General features: G+C 48.2%; 14 protein-coding genes and 1 pseudogene. 8 read left to right on the top strand and 7 right to left on the bottom strand.

From position 1 onward, the window contains the following. A pseudogene (locus tag B2U97_RS12035) lies at positions 1–364 on the bottom strand (RNA polymerase-associated protein RapA); the annotation flags it as partial. Between the two features lie 149 nt (positions 365–513). Between B2U97_RS12035 and B2U97_RS12030 the strand changes: the two are divergent. Then, positions 514–1,899 (top strand): PhoH family protein, encoded by a 1,386-nt coding sequence (locus B2U97_RS12030; protein WP_011235449.1) that lies wholly within the window; start codon positions 514–516, stop codon positions 1,897–1,899. Here B2U97_RS12030 and B2U97_RS12025 read toward each other — a convergent pair whose 3' ends face one another. Genes B2U97_RS12025 through B2U97_RS12000 form a run of 6 tightly spaced genes read right to left on the bottom strand, consistent with a single transcriptional unit; the run spans position 1,900 to position 5,944 of the window. Then, positions 1,900–2,859, bottom strand: a complete 960-nt coding sequence (locus B2U97_RS12025; protein WP_034822090.1) for a hypothetical protein — start codon at positions 2,857–2,859, stop codon at positions 1,900–1,902. 21 nt (positions 2,860–2,880) lie between these two features. Continuing rightward, positions 2,881–3,171 carry a hypothetical protein gene (locus tag B2U97_RS12020; RefSeq protein WP_034822093.1) on the bottom strand — a complete coding sequence of 97 codons (291 nt, stop codon included), beginning with the start codon at positions 3,169–3,171 and terminating at the stop codon, positions 2,881–2,883. A gap of 37 nt (positions 3,172–3,208) precedes the next feature. Further along, positions 3,209–3,643, bottom strand: coding sequence for a Holliday junction resolvase RuvX (ruvX, locus tag B2U97_RS12015; RefSeq protein WP_034822096.1), 435 nt, complete (start codon positions 3,641–3,643; stop codon positions 3,209–3,211). Then, entirely contained in the window at positions 3,640–4,197 is a 558-nt protein-coding gene (locus tag B2U97_RS12010) for a YqgE/AlgH family protein (protein WP_034822099.1), read from the bottom strand. Before B2U97_RS12010 ends, ruvX begins: the two co-directional genes overlap by 4 nt. A 60-nt stretch (positions 4,198–4,257) precedes the next feature. Next, complete coding sequence (gene gshB / locus B2U97_RS12005) at positions 4,258–5,202, bottom strand: glutathione synthase (RefSeq protein WP_272991058.1); 945 nt, start codon at positions 5,200–5,202, stop codon at positions 4,258–4,260. Between the two features lie 10 nt (positions 5,203–5,212). Next, positions 5,213–5,944, bottom strand: a complete 732-nt coding sequence (locus B2U97_RS12000) for a 16S rRNA (uracil(1498)-N(3))-methyltransferase (protein ID WP_114981658.1) — start codon at positions 5,942–5,944, stop codon at positions 5,213–5,215. Between the two features lie 115 nt (positions 5,945–6,059). On the opposite strand from B2U97_RS12000, the gene metK reads away from it, so the two are divergent. From metK to B2U97_RS11965, 7 genes are all read left to right on the top strand, one after another. Continuing rightward, positions 6,060–7,205, top strand: coding sequence for a methionine adenosyltransferase (metK, locus tag B2U97_RS11995; protein ID WP_011235442.1), 1,146 nt, complete (start codon positions 6,060–6,062; stop codon positions 7,203–7,205). 91 nt (positions 7,206–7,296) lie between these two features. After that, positions 7,297–9,297, top strand: a complete 2,001-nt coding sequence (gene tkt, locus B2U97_RS11990) for a transketolase (RefSeq protein ID WP_034822108.1) — start codon at positions 7,297–7,299, stop codon at positions 9,295–9,297. Beyond that, positions 9,298–10,323, top strand: a complete 1,026-nt coding sequence (gene epd, locus B2U97_RS11985) for an erythrose-4-phosphate dehydrogenase (protein ID WP_034822110.1) — start codon at positions 9,298–9,300, stop codon at positions 10,321–10,323. A gap of 18 nt (positions 10,324–10,341) precedes the next feature. Beyond that, positions 10,342–11,523 carry a phosphoglycerate kinase gene (locus tag B2U97_RS11980; RefSeq protein WP_034822114.1) on the top strand — a complete coding sequence of 394 codons (1,182 nt, stop codon included), beginning with the start codon at positions 10,342–10,344 and terminating at the stop codon, positions 11,521–11,523. Between the two features lie 30 nt (positions 11,524–11,553). Next, positions 11,554–12,618, top strand: a complete 1,065-nt coding sequence (fba, locus tag B2U97_RS11975; RefSeq protein ID WP_286823183.1) for a class II fructose-bisphosphate aldolase — start codon at positions 11,554–11,556, stop codon at positions 12,616–12,618. 38 nt (positions 12,619–12,656) lie between these two features. Beyond that, positions 12,657–13,442 (top strand): DUF481 domain-containing protein, encoded by a 786-nt coding sequence (locus tag B2U97_RS11970; protein ID WP_286823182.1) that lies wholly within the window; start codon positions 12,657–12,659, stop codon positions 13,440–13,442. A gap of 118 nt (positions 13,443–13,560) precedes the next feature. Beyond that, a complete protein-coding gene (locus B2U97_RS11965) occupies positions 13,561–15,483 on the top strand; it encodes a methyl-accepting chemotaxis protein (protein WP_034822121.1) in 1,923 nt (640 codons plus the stop codon). Positions 15,484–15,520 lie beyond the last annotated feature (37 nt).

Here is a 15,520-nt window from a genome sequence, read left to right as displayed (position 1 = left end):
GGTCGGCCTGGCCGGCCAGTAAACGGGTTAATGCCGGATTACTGTCCACCTGATGTGATAACTGGGTTTCCGGAACCACAACCGGCTCCTGGTTGTCATCGCGTAAACCATGGTAGGTCACAATACCCTGTGACTCTGTCAGCTCCTGAATTGTGAAGCTCCAGCCATCGGCGTGTTTGCCCTGTTGCTGTACTTGCAGTTGATAACGGGCCAGAGGGGCTTCCTGAGCTGAATACAGTCGCACTTCACCGGTTGCGGGGAACATCACGGTTAAGTGACGCCCTTCGGCCTGGGTGATCATGCCTAGCCCTAATTCGGTTTCAGTTTCACTAAGGTAACGCTGTCCAACTCTAAACTCGCTCACTACACACTCCCGCGCGCCATTTACCAAGGTCGCAATGGTACTTAATTCGCTCGCCAATTCCGAGGAAAAATTTATTTCTGTAACCGTTGTGTCATGAATTTTAGGCTAAGCTGTAAGAAAAGAATAATCACATGCAAAGGTACGCGCTAATGACAACAAACGCTGGCAAGTTCTTTATCCTGGATACCAACATTCTTCTGCACGACCCTCTCGCTTTTCTCAACTTCGATGAACACAACGTGGTTATCCCCATGGTGGTTCTGGAAGAGCTCGACAATATAAAAGATCGCAATAGAGATGTGAGCCGCGAAGCACGGGTCGCCATTCGCTCGCTCGAGGAGGTTTTGAAAGAGGCCACACCGGAAGAAATTGTTGCTGGTGTTCCGTTAAACAGGGTGCAAGGCGAGCATACGGCGAACGGAACCCTGGCCATTTTCCCCGACTATCAGCTGGAGCAGACCGAGTCAGTGTTGTCGCTGGCAGAGAACGACCACCGCATTATTCAGGCGGCACTGGAAATTCAACGGGAGCGCTCGCCGGCTGGCGTGGTGCTGGTTACCAAAGACATCAATATGCGCCTGAAAGCCAAAGGCGCAGGTATGAAGTACGTTGATGATTATCGCACCGACCAGCTTATTGACGACATTCGCTTGCTGACCAAAGGGTTTTATAAGTTTGAAGGTGACTTCTGGTCGCAGGTGGGTGAAGTCCAAACGCAGCAGGAAGGCCGCGATGCTTACCACACGGTGAGTCGCGAACTGCTGCCTCAGGTTTTTGCTAATGAATACATTATTGACTCAACTAATAATTTTGCGGCACGGGTGGAAGAATACGACAGCGAAACTGTAACGCTGATGGATTTAAGCGTAGAACGGATGATGTCTTATGGAGCCTGGGGGGTTCACCCGAAGAATATTTATCAGGCTATGGCATTGCACGCTTTACTGGATACCAGTATGGATATGGTGACTCTCACCGGCCCGGCCGGTAGTGGTAAGACGTTTCTCGCCCTTTCAGCAGCATTGCAAATGGTGGTGGAGCAGGGCATTTATGAGAAAATTATCGTTACCCGCAATACGCCTGAAATTGCCGAATCTATTGGTTATTTGCCCGGCACCGAAGAAGAAAAAATGGCACCCTGGCTGTCGGCCATAACAGACTCTCTGGAAGCTCTGCATAAGCAGGATGAGAGCATGGAATCGAGCCTGAATTACATAATGAAAAAGGCCAACATTCAGTTTAAATCGCTGAACTTTATGCGCGGGCGTAGCATACAAAATGCCATTGTTATTCTGGATGAAGCTCAGAATTTAACCGCGTCTCAGCTAAAAACGCTTATTACCCGCTGTGGCGAGAACACCAAATTAGTGGTGTCGGGTAACCTGGCGCAAATTGATAGTTACTATTTAACCGCGGTAACCTCGGGGCTGACTTACATCGTTGAGCGGTTTAAAGACTATCCGGGTAGTGCAACCATCAACTTAAACGGTGTGGTGCGAAGTCCACTTGCTAAATTTGCGGAAGAGCACCTGTAGTCAGTTGAGTGGTACCACGGTGTACTGCTGAGTTTCTACCTGAAATTTAGTCTTTTCGCTAACCTGGCCCATCGGCATTGCTGCGGGGCCAGTTACATCAACCAGCACGTAATTACTCCCTTGGTGTTTAACTGCCGTATCCCCGGGTTGCCTGCTAATAGCAATGCCAAAAACTGCGTGCTCAGGCAAATAAATAATGGCCATTTTGGGCGTTTCGATAATTTGCTTTATAACCGAGGTCATTAAGGTGACTTTGCTGTCGCAGTCCCCCTGATTGTAATAAAGCAACTGGTTTGGAGGGACAAAGCCATCGCCCCGGCTATCCAGTTTGCTGTTTAAGTCGTTGTACGGTATTTGCTGAATAAAACTGGCGACATAGTTGATGTAATTTCTTTGGGTATTCGTACCCAGCTGTTCACCAATGGCCTGTATTAACGGTCTTAGAGTTGGAGTAACTTCACTGGCTATAGCCGGGTGGTCGGGAATAATACCCTGCTCTCCGGGAGGCAGGGTCAACTGACGGTAGAAGTTTGCATCCAGATAGTCATGCCAACGTTCGTTATAGTAATCACGCAAACGCCTTTTGTAGTCGTTAAACTGTTGCTGTTTTTGTGCTGTTCTGGCGTTTGCCGTAACTAACTCAACGGACTGCTGGCGCGGAGTTAAACGAGCCTGAATGCCTTGCCACTGCTGTTGCTTAATGTAACGGTTGAGTTGATGTGCCAGTTCGCGTTGACTGCGTTCACGATTAAACCCGCGGTAACGTTTTAGTGGCTGTAGGAACTCTTTTTTATCGACCTGGAAACTGAATGACTGTTGACGGTCATCGAAATCGCGCCACTGGTAAGAAAAAACAAGTTGTTCGTTATCGGTTTCATTAAGCTGGAAAAAGTTTTGGCTGTAGGCGACAGAGGGGATGACAAAGAGTAACCAGACAACAGCACAGAGTTTATGTGTCATTCTGGTTACTCCCGTTAATTTCTAGAACTTCATTTCTGTAATAGGACTGTCTTCAAATTTAAGGTCAACTTGATACTCGACGCCACCGGCACGAACAAAAAAGTAGGTTTTATCTTTTTTAAAGACTTCCTGCAGAGTTACAATCCGGAAACCCGGGCGACGCTCAGCCGACATGTCCGTTAATTCTACAGAGCCGCGCGAAACCAATATGTTTTGGTAACGAGGACCAGTAATTAAAAGCAGTTTTTTATTTTCATCTTTCAGTAAAATGGTGTTACCGGTTACTGAATAGGGTTCTTCATTACCAAACAAGGCCAGCTCCTATCGCTTTAACTTATTACTGACGACACTATAACGAATTATCGCTTTTTGGCAAATAACCGTTCATAAAATCTTCAACAATAATTAATGCAGCCTGACTATCAACCGCACCTTTTTTCAGTTTACGAAAGCCTCCTTCAGCAAACAGGCTTTCTCGTGCCGAGGTCGAAGTCAGGCGTTCGTCCTGAAATGCTACGGGTAAACCGAAGCGCCCATGTAAACGGTTACCAAACTTTTTGGCTCTTTGAGTTAGCGGCTGTTCGGTGCCATCCATATTTAAGGGCAGACCCACTACCAACTGTTCGGGCTGCCATTCGGCAAACAGCTTTTCAATCAGTTGCCAGTCGGGAATGCCTTCTTTGGCCTTAATAGCTGCTAAAGGCGATGCGGTTGCTGTTATGGTCTGGCCCACTGCAACGCCAATACTTTTGGTGCCAAAATCAAAGCCTATTACTGTGCTCATGCGTGTCCTACATCCGGCCCCAGTTGCCACACGTCAAACCCCAGTTGCTCGGTGGCTTTTCGCCAACGTTCGGAGGGTGGAGTATTGAACAGCAGCTCCGGGTCTGCCGGAATAGCCAACCAGGAATTTTCCCCTAGCTCCTCTTCCAGTTGTCCGGCCTCCCAACCTGCGTAGCCTAAAGTCAGAAGAAACTGCGGTGGCGCAGCCGATGATCCAAGAGCTTCCAGAATATCGCGCGAGGTGGTCACCATAATATCGTCACTCATCTTCTGGCTTGCGCGCCAATTGTCCTGCGGAGGGTGGATCACAAAGCCACGCTCACGGCCTACAGGCCCGCCCTGATAAACGCTGCCCTGTAAGTGCTGGTTATTTTCCGGGTAAACAATTTCCAGTTTATCCAGCAGCGAGGTTACGCTTAAATCGGCCGGCTGATTAATAACTAAGCCCATAGCGCCTTCTTCATTGTGCTCGCAGATATAGGTCACGGTCCGTTTAAACATTGGATCGTTCAGCATAGGTGTTGCTATCAATAAATGGTTCTGCAAACTGTTCATCGATTCACCGACTCCTTAACGATAATCTCTACTTACAACATGGGGGCGCATAGTTGAATTTCAATTCAGTTTTGCTTCTATTGCCTTAAAGACCTGTTCAGCAATATTAATGTCGTAGGCGTTTTCAATTTCGCGCATACAAGTTGGGCTGGTCACATTTATTTCCGTAATGCGATCACCAATAACGTCCAGGCCAACAATAATGAGCCCACGTTTTTTCAGTTCCGGTGCGACTTTACGAGCCAGAGCCCAGTCACTGTCAGATAAAGGCTGAGCGCGCCCGCTGCCTCCGGCGGCAAGGTTTCCACGGGTTTCTCCGGCGCTGGGAATACGCGCTAAAGAATAAGGCACAGGCTCACCATCAATAATTAAAATGCGCTTGTCGCCGTCTTTAATCTCTGGCAAGTACTTTTGCACCATGGCGTAGCGCTGACCTTTCTCAGTCAGAGTTTCAATAATAACGCCTAAGTTACTGCCATCGGCGCCCACTTTAAAAATTGAAGCGCCTCCCATACCGTCCAGCGGTTTTAAAATCACCTCACCATGCTTTTTATGGAAAGCTTTAATGACATCCGCTCTGGAACTCACTAGCGTGTCGGCAATAGAATCCGCGAACCACGAAGTAAAGAGTTTTTCGTTGCAGTCACGCAGGCTCTGCGGTTTATTCACAACCAGGCTACCGCGTTGCTCGGCCAGTTCCAGAATTTGCGTGGCGTATAAAAACTCGCTGTCAAAAGGCGGATCTTTACGCATCATAATGACGTCAAAATCCTCCAGCGGACGGTATTCGCTGTCGCTTAAGCTGTAAAAGTCCGTTTTTTGATCTTGAACACGAATTTCCCGTGCAAAGGCCATTGGTTGACCGTTATCAATAACTAAGTCGCCCATTTCCAGATAAAAACACTGATAACTACGCGCCTGAGCTTCCAGCAATAAACGAAAACTCGTGTCTTTTTCGGTTTTAACGGTGGCGATAGGGTCCATCACCATAGCTAATTTCTTCATGTAAACTCCTTTAGCTTAAGTCGCCAAACTGATACTGCACGGCGGTTAGCGCTGAAAGCGCTGCGGTCTCTGTTCTTAGTACTCTTGGCCCTAAACGCATGGGGTTAAACCCTTGTTGCTCGGCGGCACTGACTTCAGTATCAGTGAATCCGCCCTCTGGACCAATCAATAATTGTATTCCTTTATCGGCCTGCTGAAATGACGACAACGGCTGGGTGGCGGTTGGGTCTAAGGTTAGGCGCAACCCTTCAAAGCTGCTTTCAATAAACTCAGTGAGTTGCTGTGCTGGCCTTACTTGTGGAACCACACTACGGCCACATTGCTCGCAGGCAGAATGGACAATTTTCTGCCATTGCAGCTGTTTCTTCTCCAGCCTGTCGCCACTTAATTTAACACCGCAGCGCTCACTAAACAGTGGGGTAATTTCGGTTACCCCCAGTTCTACCGACTTTTGCAGTACAAAGTCCATACGGTCACCGCGCGAAACAACTTGTGCTAAATGAACATTGACCGATGACTCAGATGCGTTAGCCTGATTGTTGGTTGCAATAAACTGTGCTGATTTTTTTTGGACCGAGGTAATTTTCGCCTCATAGTTCTGCCCGTCACCGTTAAATAAAACAATGCTATCACCTACGTTCAAACGCAATACTTTGATCAGGTGCTGGAAAGCATCCGGACTCAATTCGGTTTCAGTTTGTAAGCTTATAGAGGCGGGGTGATAAATCCGCGGTACTCGCATGTCGTCAGCCTTATTCGGACTTTTAGACGTCCAGAAGTAGAAAAAAATAGAGTGATCGGTTACATTATGCAACCAGTATTAAACGATTTCATTAAAATTAAGGAATAGTGGGCATATGTCACGTCACCTGTTTACCTCAGAGTCAGTGTCCGAAGGGCATCCGGACAAAATTGCCGACCAGATATCCGATGCAGTTTTAGATGCAATTTTAGCAAAAGATCCTAAAGCCCGTGTTGCTTGTGAGACCTACGTGAAAACCGGCATGGTACTGGTTGGTGGTGAAATTTCGACAAAGGCCTGGGTTGATGTCGAAGACTTGGCGCGTCAAACCGTAAAAGATATTGGTTACCGACACTCTGACATGGGTTTTGATGGTGCTTCGTGTGCTGTCTTAAATGCCATTGGTAAGCAAAGTGGTGATATCAATCAGGGCGTTGACCGTGCTAACCCGGAAGAGCAGGGCGCAGGTGATCAGGGCTTAATGTTTGGTTATGCCTCAAACGAAACCTCAGTTTTAATGCCTGCTCCTATTACTTACGCGCACCGGGTTATGCAGCGTCAGTCGGAAGTACGCAATAACGGTACACTGGACTGGTTGCGTCCGGACGCGAAAAGTCAGCTGACCTTCGTTTATGAAAACGGTAAGCCTGTTGCCATTGATACAGTCGTGCTCTCCACTCAGCACCGAGAAGACATTACTCAGGAAACGCTGCGCGAAGCGGTGATGGAAGAAATTATCAAGCCTGTATTACCTGAGCAATGGGTTTCGAAAGACACACAGTTTCACATTAACCCAACCGGCCGTTTTGTGGTCGGCGGGCCTATGGGCGACTGCGGGCTGACCGGGCGTAAGATTATTGTCGACACCTATGGCGGTATGGCGCGTCACGGTGGCGGTGCTTTCTCAGGTAAAGACCCCTCAAAAGTTGACCGTAGTGCGGCTTATGCTGCACGTTATGTTGCTAAGAATCTGGTTGCAGCCGGTTTAGCAGAGCGTTGCGAACTGCAAATTTCTTACGCCATTGGTGTTGCTGAACCAACCTCTATTAGCATTGATACCTTCGGAACGTCTAAGCACTCAGAAGAGCAGTTAATTGCGCTGGTTCGCCGTCATTTTGACTTACGTCCTTACGGATTAATCAAAATGCTTGACCTGGAGCGCCCAATTTATAAGCAGACAGCGGCATACGGGCACTTTGGCCGTGATAACCTGCCGTGGGAGCAAACGGACAAAGCTGCCGATTTACAGGCTGATATTTAAACAAAATTTTGCCTATAAATTTGCTTGTACCCCCTGAAATGTGGAGAATACGCGCATCGCAAGTTGCTCTTCATCTTCCAGGGGGTTTTTCATGTCAGAACGTCAATATCTCGCCAATGCCATCCGCGCGCTTAGTATGGATGCGGTTCAGAAGGCCAAGTCAGGCCACCCCGGAGCGCCCATGGGTATGGCGGATATCGCAGAAGTTCTCTGGCGTGACTATTTAAAACATAACCCTCACAACCCAGGCTGGGCTGATCGCGACCGTTTTGTGTTATCTAACGGGCACGGGTCAATGCTAATTTACTCGCTATTGCATCTGTCCGGTTATGACCTGAGCATTGAAGACATTAAACAATTCCGTCAGTTAGACTCAAAAACCCCGGGTCACCCTGAATACGGCTACACCCCTGGTGTAGAAACCACTACCGGGCCGCTGGGCCAGGGACTTGCAAATGCCGTGGGTATGGCGCTGGCCGAGAAAGTACTGGCTGCGCAATTTAACCGCGACAACCATGAAATTGTTGATCACCACACCTACACTTTCCTGGGCGACGGCTGTTTGATGGAAGGCATTTCGCACGAAGTTTGCTCTCTGGCCGGCACTTTAGGCTTAGGTAAGCTCATTGCCTTTTACGATGACAACGGCATTTCCATTGACGGCGAAGTAGAAGGTTGGTTTACCGACGATACCGCAAAACGTTTTGAGTCTTACGGCTGGCACGTAATTAATAAAGTTGATGGACACGATTCAGCTGCCATAACCCGTGCGATTGATGAAGCCCGTGCGAATGACGACAAACCGACTCTTATTATCTGCAAAACGGTAATTGGCTATGGCGCACCGAACAAACAAGGTTCTGAAAGCTGCCATGGAGCCCCGCTGGGTGACGACGAAATTGTTGCTGCGCGTAAGCAATTGAACTGGCCGCACCAAGCCTTTGAAGTACCGGCCGATGTTTACCAAAAATGGTCTGCGGTGGATAAAGGCGCAGCAGTTGAGTCCTCCTGGAATAAGCGCTGGGTTGCGTATGAGCAGGAGTATCCGCAGCTGGCAAAAGAACTGAAGCGTCGTTTAAACGGCGAACTGCCTGAAGGGTTTGAGAATACGGTGCACAATTACGCGAAGCAGTTACAGAGCAGCCCTGAAGCGGTAGCGACTCGTAAAGCCTCACTGAACGTACTGAATGAATTCGGTCCTAAACTACCGGAACTGCTAGGCGGCTCCGCCGACTTAGCTGGCTCAAACTTAACCTTATGGAACGACGCAAAAGGTATTACTGCCGATGACGCCAGTGGTAACTATGTGTTCTACGGAGTCCGCGAGTTTGGCATGTCTGCCATAATGAATGGCGTTACTTTGCACGGCGGCTTTAAAGCCTATGGGGCTACCTTCCTGATGTTTATGGAATACGCGCGCAACGCCGTGCGTATGTCTGCGCTTATGAAGCAGCCCAGTATTTTTGTTTACACTCACGACTCTATAGGCTTGGGTGAAGACGGGCCGACGCACCAGCCGGTCGAGCAACTGGCTAACTTACGTCAAACACCAAACCTGCAGTGCTGGCGTCCGTGTGACCAGGTTGAAACAGCCGTAGCCTGGGGAGCCGCAGTACAAAGCAATAAAACTCCGTCTGCTTTAGTGTTCAGCCGTCAGGGTATGCAACAGCAAGAGCGCAATGACGACCAGTTAACGAATATTGCCCGCGGTGGTTATGTGCTGAAAGACAGTGACGGCGAGCCGGACGTTATTTTAATTGCGACAGGTTCTGAAGTTGACTTAGCCGTTAACGCCTTTGAGCAACTGACTGAAGAGGGGCACAAGGTGCGCGTTGTTTCTATGCCGTCGACCAATGTGTTTGATATTCAGGATGCTGAATACAAAGAGTCGGTGTTGCCATCGAGCGTGACTCGCCGCGTTGCCGTTGAAGCTGGTATTGCCGACTTCTGGTACAAATACGTGGGGCTTAACGGTGACGTCGTTGGCATGACAACCTTTGGTGAATCTGCTCCGGCCGGCGACTTATACAAACACTTTGGCATTACCACAGAAAACACCGTGGCTGCCGCTAAACGTTTGTTGGGAGCTTAAATGAGCGAACCGGCTCGTATTGCGATTAATGGTTTCGGCCGCATTGGCCGGAGCTTTTTGCGCGCGTTATACGAAAACGGCTATCGCGACAGCGTGCAGGTAGTGCTTATTAACGAGCCTGCGGCGTCGGAAGCGATAGCGCATTTGCTTAAATACGACTCAAGCCACGGTCGTTTTGGAGAAAAGGTAACACAGTCGGGCGATGCGCTGACGGTTGCCGGAGATGATATCGCTTTAACTCATCAGACCGAGATTGAAGCCATTGACTGGCGCGCTCATGAGGTCGATTTTGTTGTTGATTGTACCGGTGTATTTGGCAGTCAGGCCGACGGTCAGCTTTATCTGCAGCAAGGCGTAAAACGAGTGTTGTTTTCTCATCCCGGCAAGCCGGACGTTGATTTCACCGCAATTTATGGCGTGAATGAAAAAGAGCTCACCGTTGACCATAAAGTGGTGTCGAATGGCTCCTGCACAACAAACTGCATTGTGCCGGTCATTAAAGTACTGGACGATGCTTTCGGAATAGACTCCGGTGCGATTACAACCATTCACTCAGCTATGCACGACCAGCAGGTTATTGATGCATACCATCCGGATTTAAGACGAACCCGCGCCGCCGGACGTTCTATTATTCCGGTAGACACCCGGCTGGCACGAGGCATTGAACGAATACTGCCGCACTTAGAAGGCCGTTTTGAAGCCATTGCCGTGCGCGTGCCAACCACCAATGTGACCGCTATGGATTTAAGCGTTACGCTAAACAGCGACGCCACTATTGAGCAAATTAATCAGGTTTTACGTGAGCAGAGCGAGCGGCAGCTGGCGGGTATACTGGATTACACCGAAGAGCCTTTAGTTTCAATAGATTTTAACCATGACCCACATTCATCCATTGTTGATGGCACGCAAACCCGTGTTAGTCACAAGCGGCTGGTTAAGCTGCTGTGCTGGTGTGACAACGAATGGGGTTTTGCGAATCGCTTGCTGGACACAGCAAAAACGATGGCTGAACAAACAGAACATTAAGCTTAGAGAGGATATCGCATGTCTGTCATTGCTATGACTGATTTGGATTTAAGTAACAAGCGCGTACTTATTCGTGAAGATTTAAACGTTCCGGTTAAAGACGGAAAAGTCACTTCCGACGCGCGTTTGAAAGCCGCACTGCCCAGCATTCAGCAAGCGTTGAAAGCTGGCGCTAAAGTCATGGTAATGTCTCATCTGGGTCGTCCAACTGAAGGCGAGTACGACGAAGAGTTTTCGCTGCAGCCTGTTGTTGATTACTTACAAGATATGCTGGATTGCCCGGTACGCTTATGTAAAGACTACCTCGACGGTATTGAACTAAAGGCCGGGGAACTGGTAGTTTTTGAGAATGTCCGCTTTAATGTTGGCGAAAAGAAGAATAATGACGAGCTTGCTAAAAAATTAGCCAGCTTATGTGATGTCTATGTAATGGACGCTTTTGGCACCGCGCATCGAGCTCAGGCATCCACTCATGGTGTGGCTAAATACGCACCAATTGCTTGCGCAGGGCCTTTGCTGGCCGGCGAATTAGACGCTTTAGGCAAAGCACTGGAAAATCCGAAGCGCCCGCTAGTGGCTATTGTCGGTGGTTCTAAAGTATCGACAAAACTGACGGTATTAGAGTCCTTGTCCGGTGTTGTTGACCAGTTAATTGTGGGCGGCGGTATTGCGAACACTTTTGTTGCGGCGGCAGGCCATAATGTGGGTAAGTCGCTTTACGAAGCGGACTTAACCGACGAAGCTAACCGTTTAATGGCGCAGGCAAAAGCTAAAGGCGGCGACATTCCATTACCTGTCGATGTAGTAACAGGTAAAGAGTTCAGCGCAGAAGCCAAGGCAGAAACTAAAGCCGTTAATGCTGTTGCTGACGACGATATGATTTTTGATATTGGCCCTGACACCGCAGAGCAATTAGCGTCTATGCTGAAAAATGCAGGAACCATTGTCTGGAACGGGCCGGTAGGTGTGTTTGAATTTGAGCAATTTGGGCATGGTACAAAAACCATAGCCGAAGCGATTGCGCAAAGCGATGCGTTTTCAATTGCCGGAGGTGGCGACACTTTAGCAGCAATTGATCAATACGCTATCGCTGATAAGATTAGTTATATCTCGACAGGTGGTGGGGCATTCCTTGAATTCCTCGAAGGTAAAACATTACCAGCCGTTGCTATTTTACAAGAACGGGCTAACGACGCCTGAACACAAGTTTTTTAATTAAGGAGTATTTTTATGGCCCTGGTGTCATTACGACAGTTATTAGACCATGCCGCAGAACACGATTACGGCGTACCGGCGTTTAACGTCAACAACTTAGAGCAAATGCGCGCAATTATGCAAGCCGCCGATGCCACTGACAGCCCGGTTATCGTGCAGGCCTCAGCTGGTGCTCGTAAGTACGCCGGTGCACCATTCCTGCGCCACTTAATTCAGGCTGCGGTTGAAGAATGGCCCCATATTCCGGTGGTTGTTCACCAGGATCACGGTACTTCTCCGGCGGTATGTCAGCGTTCTATCCAACTGGGCTTTAGCTCGGTAATGATGGATGGCTCATTGCTGGACGATGGCAAAACGCCTGCAGAGTACGATTACAATGTAAAAGTAACCAGACAGACTGTAGAAATGGCGCACGCTTGTGGTGTTTCTGTTGAAGGCGAATTAGGTTGCCTGGGGTCACTGGAAACCGGTGAAGCCGGTGAAGAAGACGGTGTTGGTGCTGAAGGTAAGTTGTCACACGAACAACTACTGACTGATCCAGAAGAAGCGGCGGAATTTGTTAAAGCAACAAACGTTGATGCCCTGGCAATTGCCTGTGGTACGTCACACGGTGCTTACAAGTTTACTCGTCCACCAACAGGCGATATTTTAGCCATTGACCGCATTAAAGAGATTCATCGTCGCATTCCGGGTACACACTTAGTTATGCATGGCTCATCATCTGTACCTCAAGAATGGCTGAAAATTATTAACGAATTTGGCGGCGAAATTCCGGAAACCTATGGTGTACCGGTTGAACAAATTCAGGAAGGTATTAAACACGGCGTGCGCAAAGTGAACATTGATACCGATTTACGCCTGGCTTCAACCGGTGCTATTCGCCGTCATTTGGCGGAGAATCCGTCAAACTTTGATCCGCGCAAATTCTTTGCGGCAGCGACAACGGCAATGGAAGATATTTGCCGTGCACGCTATGAAGCCTTTGGTTGTGCTGGTATGGCGAGTAAAATTAAGCCGATTAACCTGGAATCAATGTTTCAGCGCTATGAAAATGGCGAATTAGACGCCATTGTTAAGTAACGAAGTACTTTATAAAAGACACAAATAACGAGGTTAGTGTGCGATTTTCTTTATTATTCGCTAGTTTGTTTTTACCTGTTGTAGCGAGTGCTCAAACATTTATGTTTGACGATGCTGATGACATTGATACAGAAAAGGTGGAAGAGTGGGAGGCAAGTGCAGAATTTGGCTTGCTTTATACTTCTGGTAACACCGAAACAGAAAGCCTGAAAGGCAAGTTTACCGCATCGCGGGACGTGCAGAACTGGCGCCACAAAGGCGTATTCGATTATTACACCTCCGAGCAGGAAGATCAGAGCACGGGGGAAACGAACGAAACTGCAGACCGCATGTTCATTTCGGCGCAGAGTAACTATAAGTTTGATCCTGACAGTCGCGACTCATTGTTTGTCTTCGGTTCATACGAAGAAGATGAATTCAGTGGCTTTGATTATCAGGCTACTGTCGCAACGGGTTATGGTGCTCGTTATCGTTACGACGAAGACATTTACGCTGACTACGAAATTGGTCCGGGTTATTCACGTACAAAACCTGTACAGGCTGAAGGTGAACCTCCGGTTGAATCCGATGGCTCAATGATTCTGCGTGTAGCCGGTAGCTTAAACTGGAAAATCAGTGAAAACTCGCGTTTCAGTGCCTTACTGTCGTCTGAAGTTGGTGAAGACAACACGAAGAGCAAAGCTGAATTTTCAGTGTCAGCGAACATTAACAGCGCGTTGGCTATGAAAGTGTCACTGGGGGCTAACCACAACTCTCATGTTTCTGATGAAAGCATCGAAAAGTTGGATACAGAAACGGCTGTTACGCTGGTTTATTCTTTCTAAGAAAACTTAGCGTTATACCTCAGAAAACCTCAGAGCCGTGGCAATTGCCGCGGCTTTTTTCATTAAGCTGTCATAAAAACGTCTTAAGCTAGCCCGGTGATATCAACTGGGCTTATTTATGCGCGTTTCAACTTTTAGTCGTGTTTCTTCTTTTTCTTTGCTGGGCTTGTCGTTGGTGTTTTTGTCAGTGCTTATTTGGGCTAATAGTCAATTGCAGCACTTTGAACAACAGCAGAATATTTACTCATCGATAAAAGAGAAACTGATGGTTGAAGTAGTAACCGAGCTCAGTGGTTATCTGCAATCGGGGAATGCGCTTTTACTGAACCAGGCCGAGGCCTCGGTCAATGAGGTGAACGCCCAGCTTGGTACACTGAATTTAGTCTCCACTTCGGTTATGCAGGAACAGTTGGATATCATCCGCAGCAGAATATCTGACGACTACCGCGCCATAGGTAAACTCTCTGGTCAGGAGGCTGCTCTGCTAGTAAATGCCGAGCGGTCTTTATTTAACGAATTATCTCGTTTGTTTGACTACGTGCAAAAAGGTAGCAGCAATAACCCGGCGGCTGCCGAAACTTATCAAAGTATCGGTAGCGACTTAGTGTTATTAATTGCTGACCTGGTGCATACGCGGGAACGTTTATCTAATGGTGAGGCCGAGGAGCAGGCACTGGAGCAAGTGCTTACCGCTATGCAAAAAGAAATTGCCCGGCTGCAGCAATTACCCAAGCTAGGTGTAAAAGAAGAGCTGCCCGACCAGTCAATGATGCTTGTACCGCGAGAAGCCAAAGAGCTGGGGCCGAAAATCATTTCAGAAATGAACAGCTTAATTCAGCGGTACCCAAAAGAGCTGTCCTCTACATTACAGCTTATTCAGTCGAGACGTGAAGCCTTTGCTTCGATTTCCGATGACATTGCCAACATTCAGTCACTGGCTGTAAAGGTAGAGCAGAGTCTCTTGAAAGATCAGCAAGCCAGCCTGATGCAGATAAAGCTGAGTCTTGTGGCCTTGGTGGCGGTGCTGTTGGTGTTTGCCATACTGAACTTTGTGTTACTTAAACGCATGGTTCTGACGCCTCTGCGAAGCTTACGCAATGCCATGGAGACTTTGTTGGTTAAGCAGGAACTCAACTATTTACCTAACGCCGATCGTGACACCGAGATGGCGGAGATTGCCCGGTTCTTTAACGGCATACTTGAACAGACTCAGCGTAGCGACGAGGAAAAGTCTCAGCAAATGACGGTAGTTAATGAAGCGTTGAAGCGGGTAATACAAGAGTTACAGCAGATTGTGCAATCCTCTGCCGATACGCAGTCATCCGCATCGGATACTATTCACGGTATTACTGAACTGAGCGAATTAACTGAAGAATTAAACCAGTGCACCAATACTCTGGAAAAGAATGCGCTAGATACCCAAGACTCAATGAAACAGAGTCGCCAACATATTCTTAAATTAAGAGACGCCTCAGAGCTGAATGAAAAAGCGATTGAAACGGCCAAACGCTCCGCCGAAGAGCTGGACCATTCGGTAAATGAGGTAAAAGACGCGCTGTCCATTATTTCAGGCATTGCCGATCAAACCAATTTACTGGCGCTGAATGCCGCCATTGAAGCTGCCAGAGCGGGAGAGCAAGGGCGCGGTTTTGCAGTGGTGGCTGACGAAGTCCGGCAGTTGGCGCAGAAAACACAGTCCTCTCTTGGTGGTATTAACGACTCTCTGAACCAACTGACGGACGCATCGCTTTCCATTGAAAAAGGCTACCAGGACATTGCTGAGGCAAGTCATTCGCAACAGCAATTCGTTGAACGCCTGGTAGAAACTGCAAATGAGGTTTCTGCTCAGGCGCAGGCTTCAACCGAGGAAGCTAAAACTTCATTTCGGTTGGCGGAGCAGCAAACAGACAAAGTTAACGGATTCTCAGTGCAGTTACAGCAATTAGTCAACGAAATGGACAACGCACACCAGTTGTTAAGACAAGTGGAAGCTGAAGTGGATACTCAGCGAACTCAAATAGAACGGGCGTTCAGCGAGTGATGAATTAATCAAATCTTACGGTTCCCTTTACCTTTAG

It is taken from the genome of Idiomarina sp. UBA3176, from assembly GCF_002364295.1.
Taxonomy (GTDB): domain Bacteria; phylum Pseudomonadota; class Gammaproteobacteria; order Enterobacterales; family Alteromonadaceae; genus Idiomarina; species Idiomarina loihiensis.
This window is presented reverse-complemented; position numbering and strand designations above follow the sequence as displayed.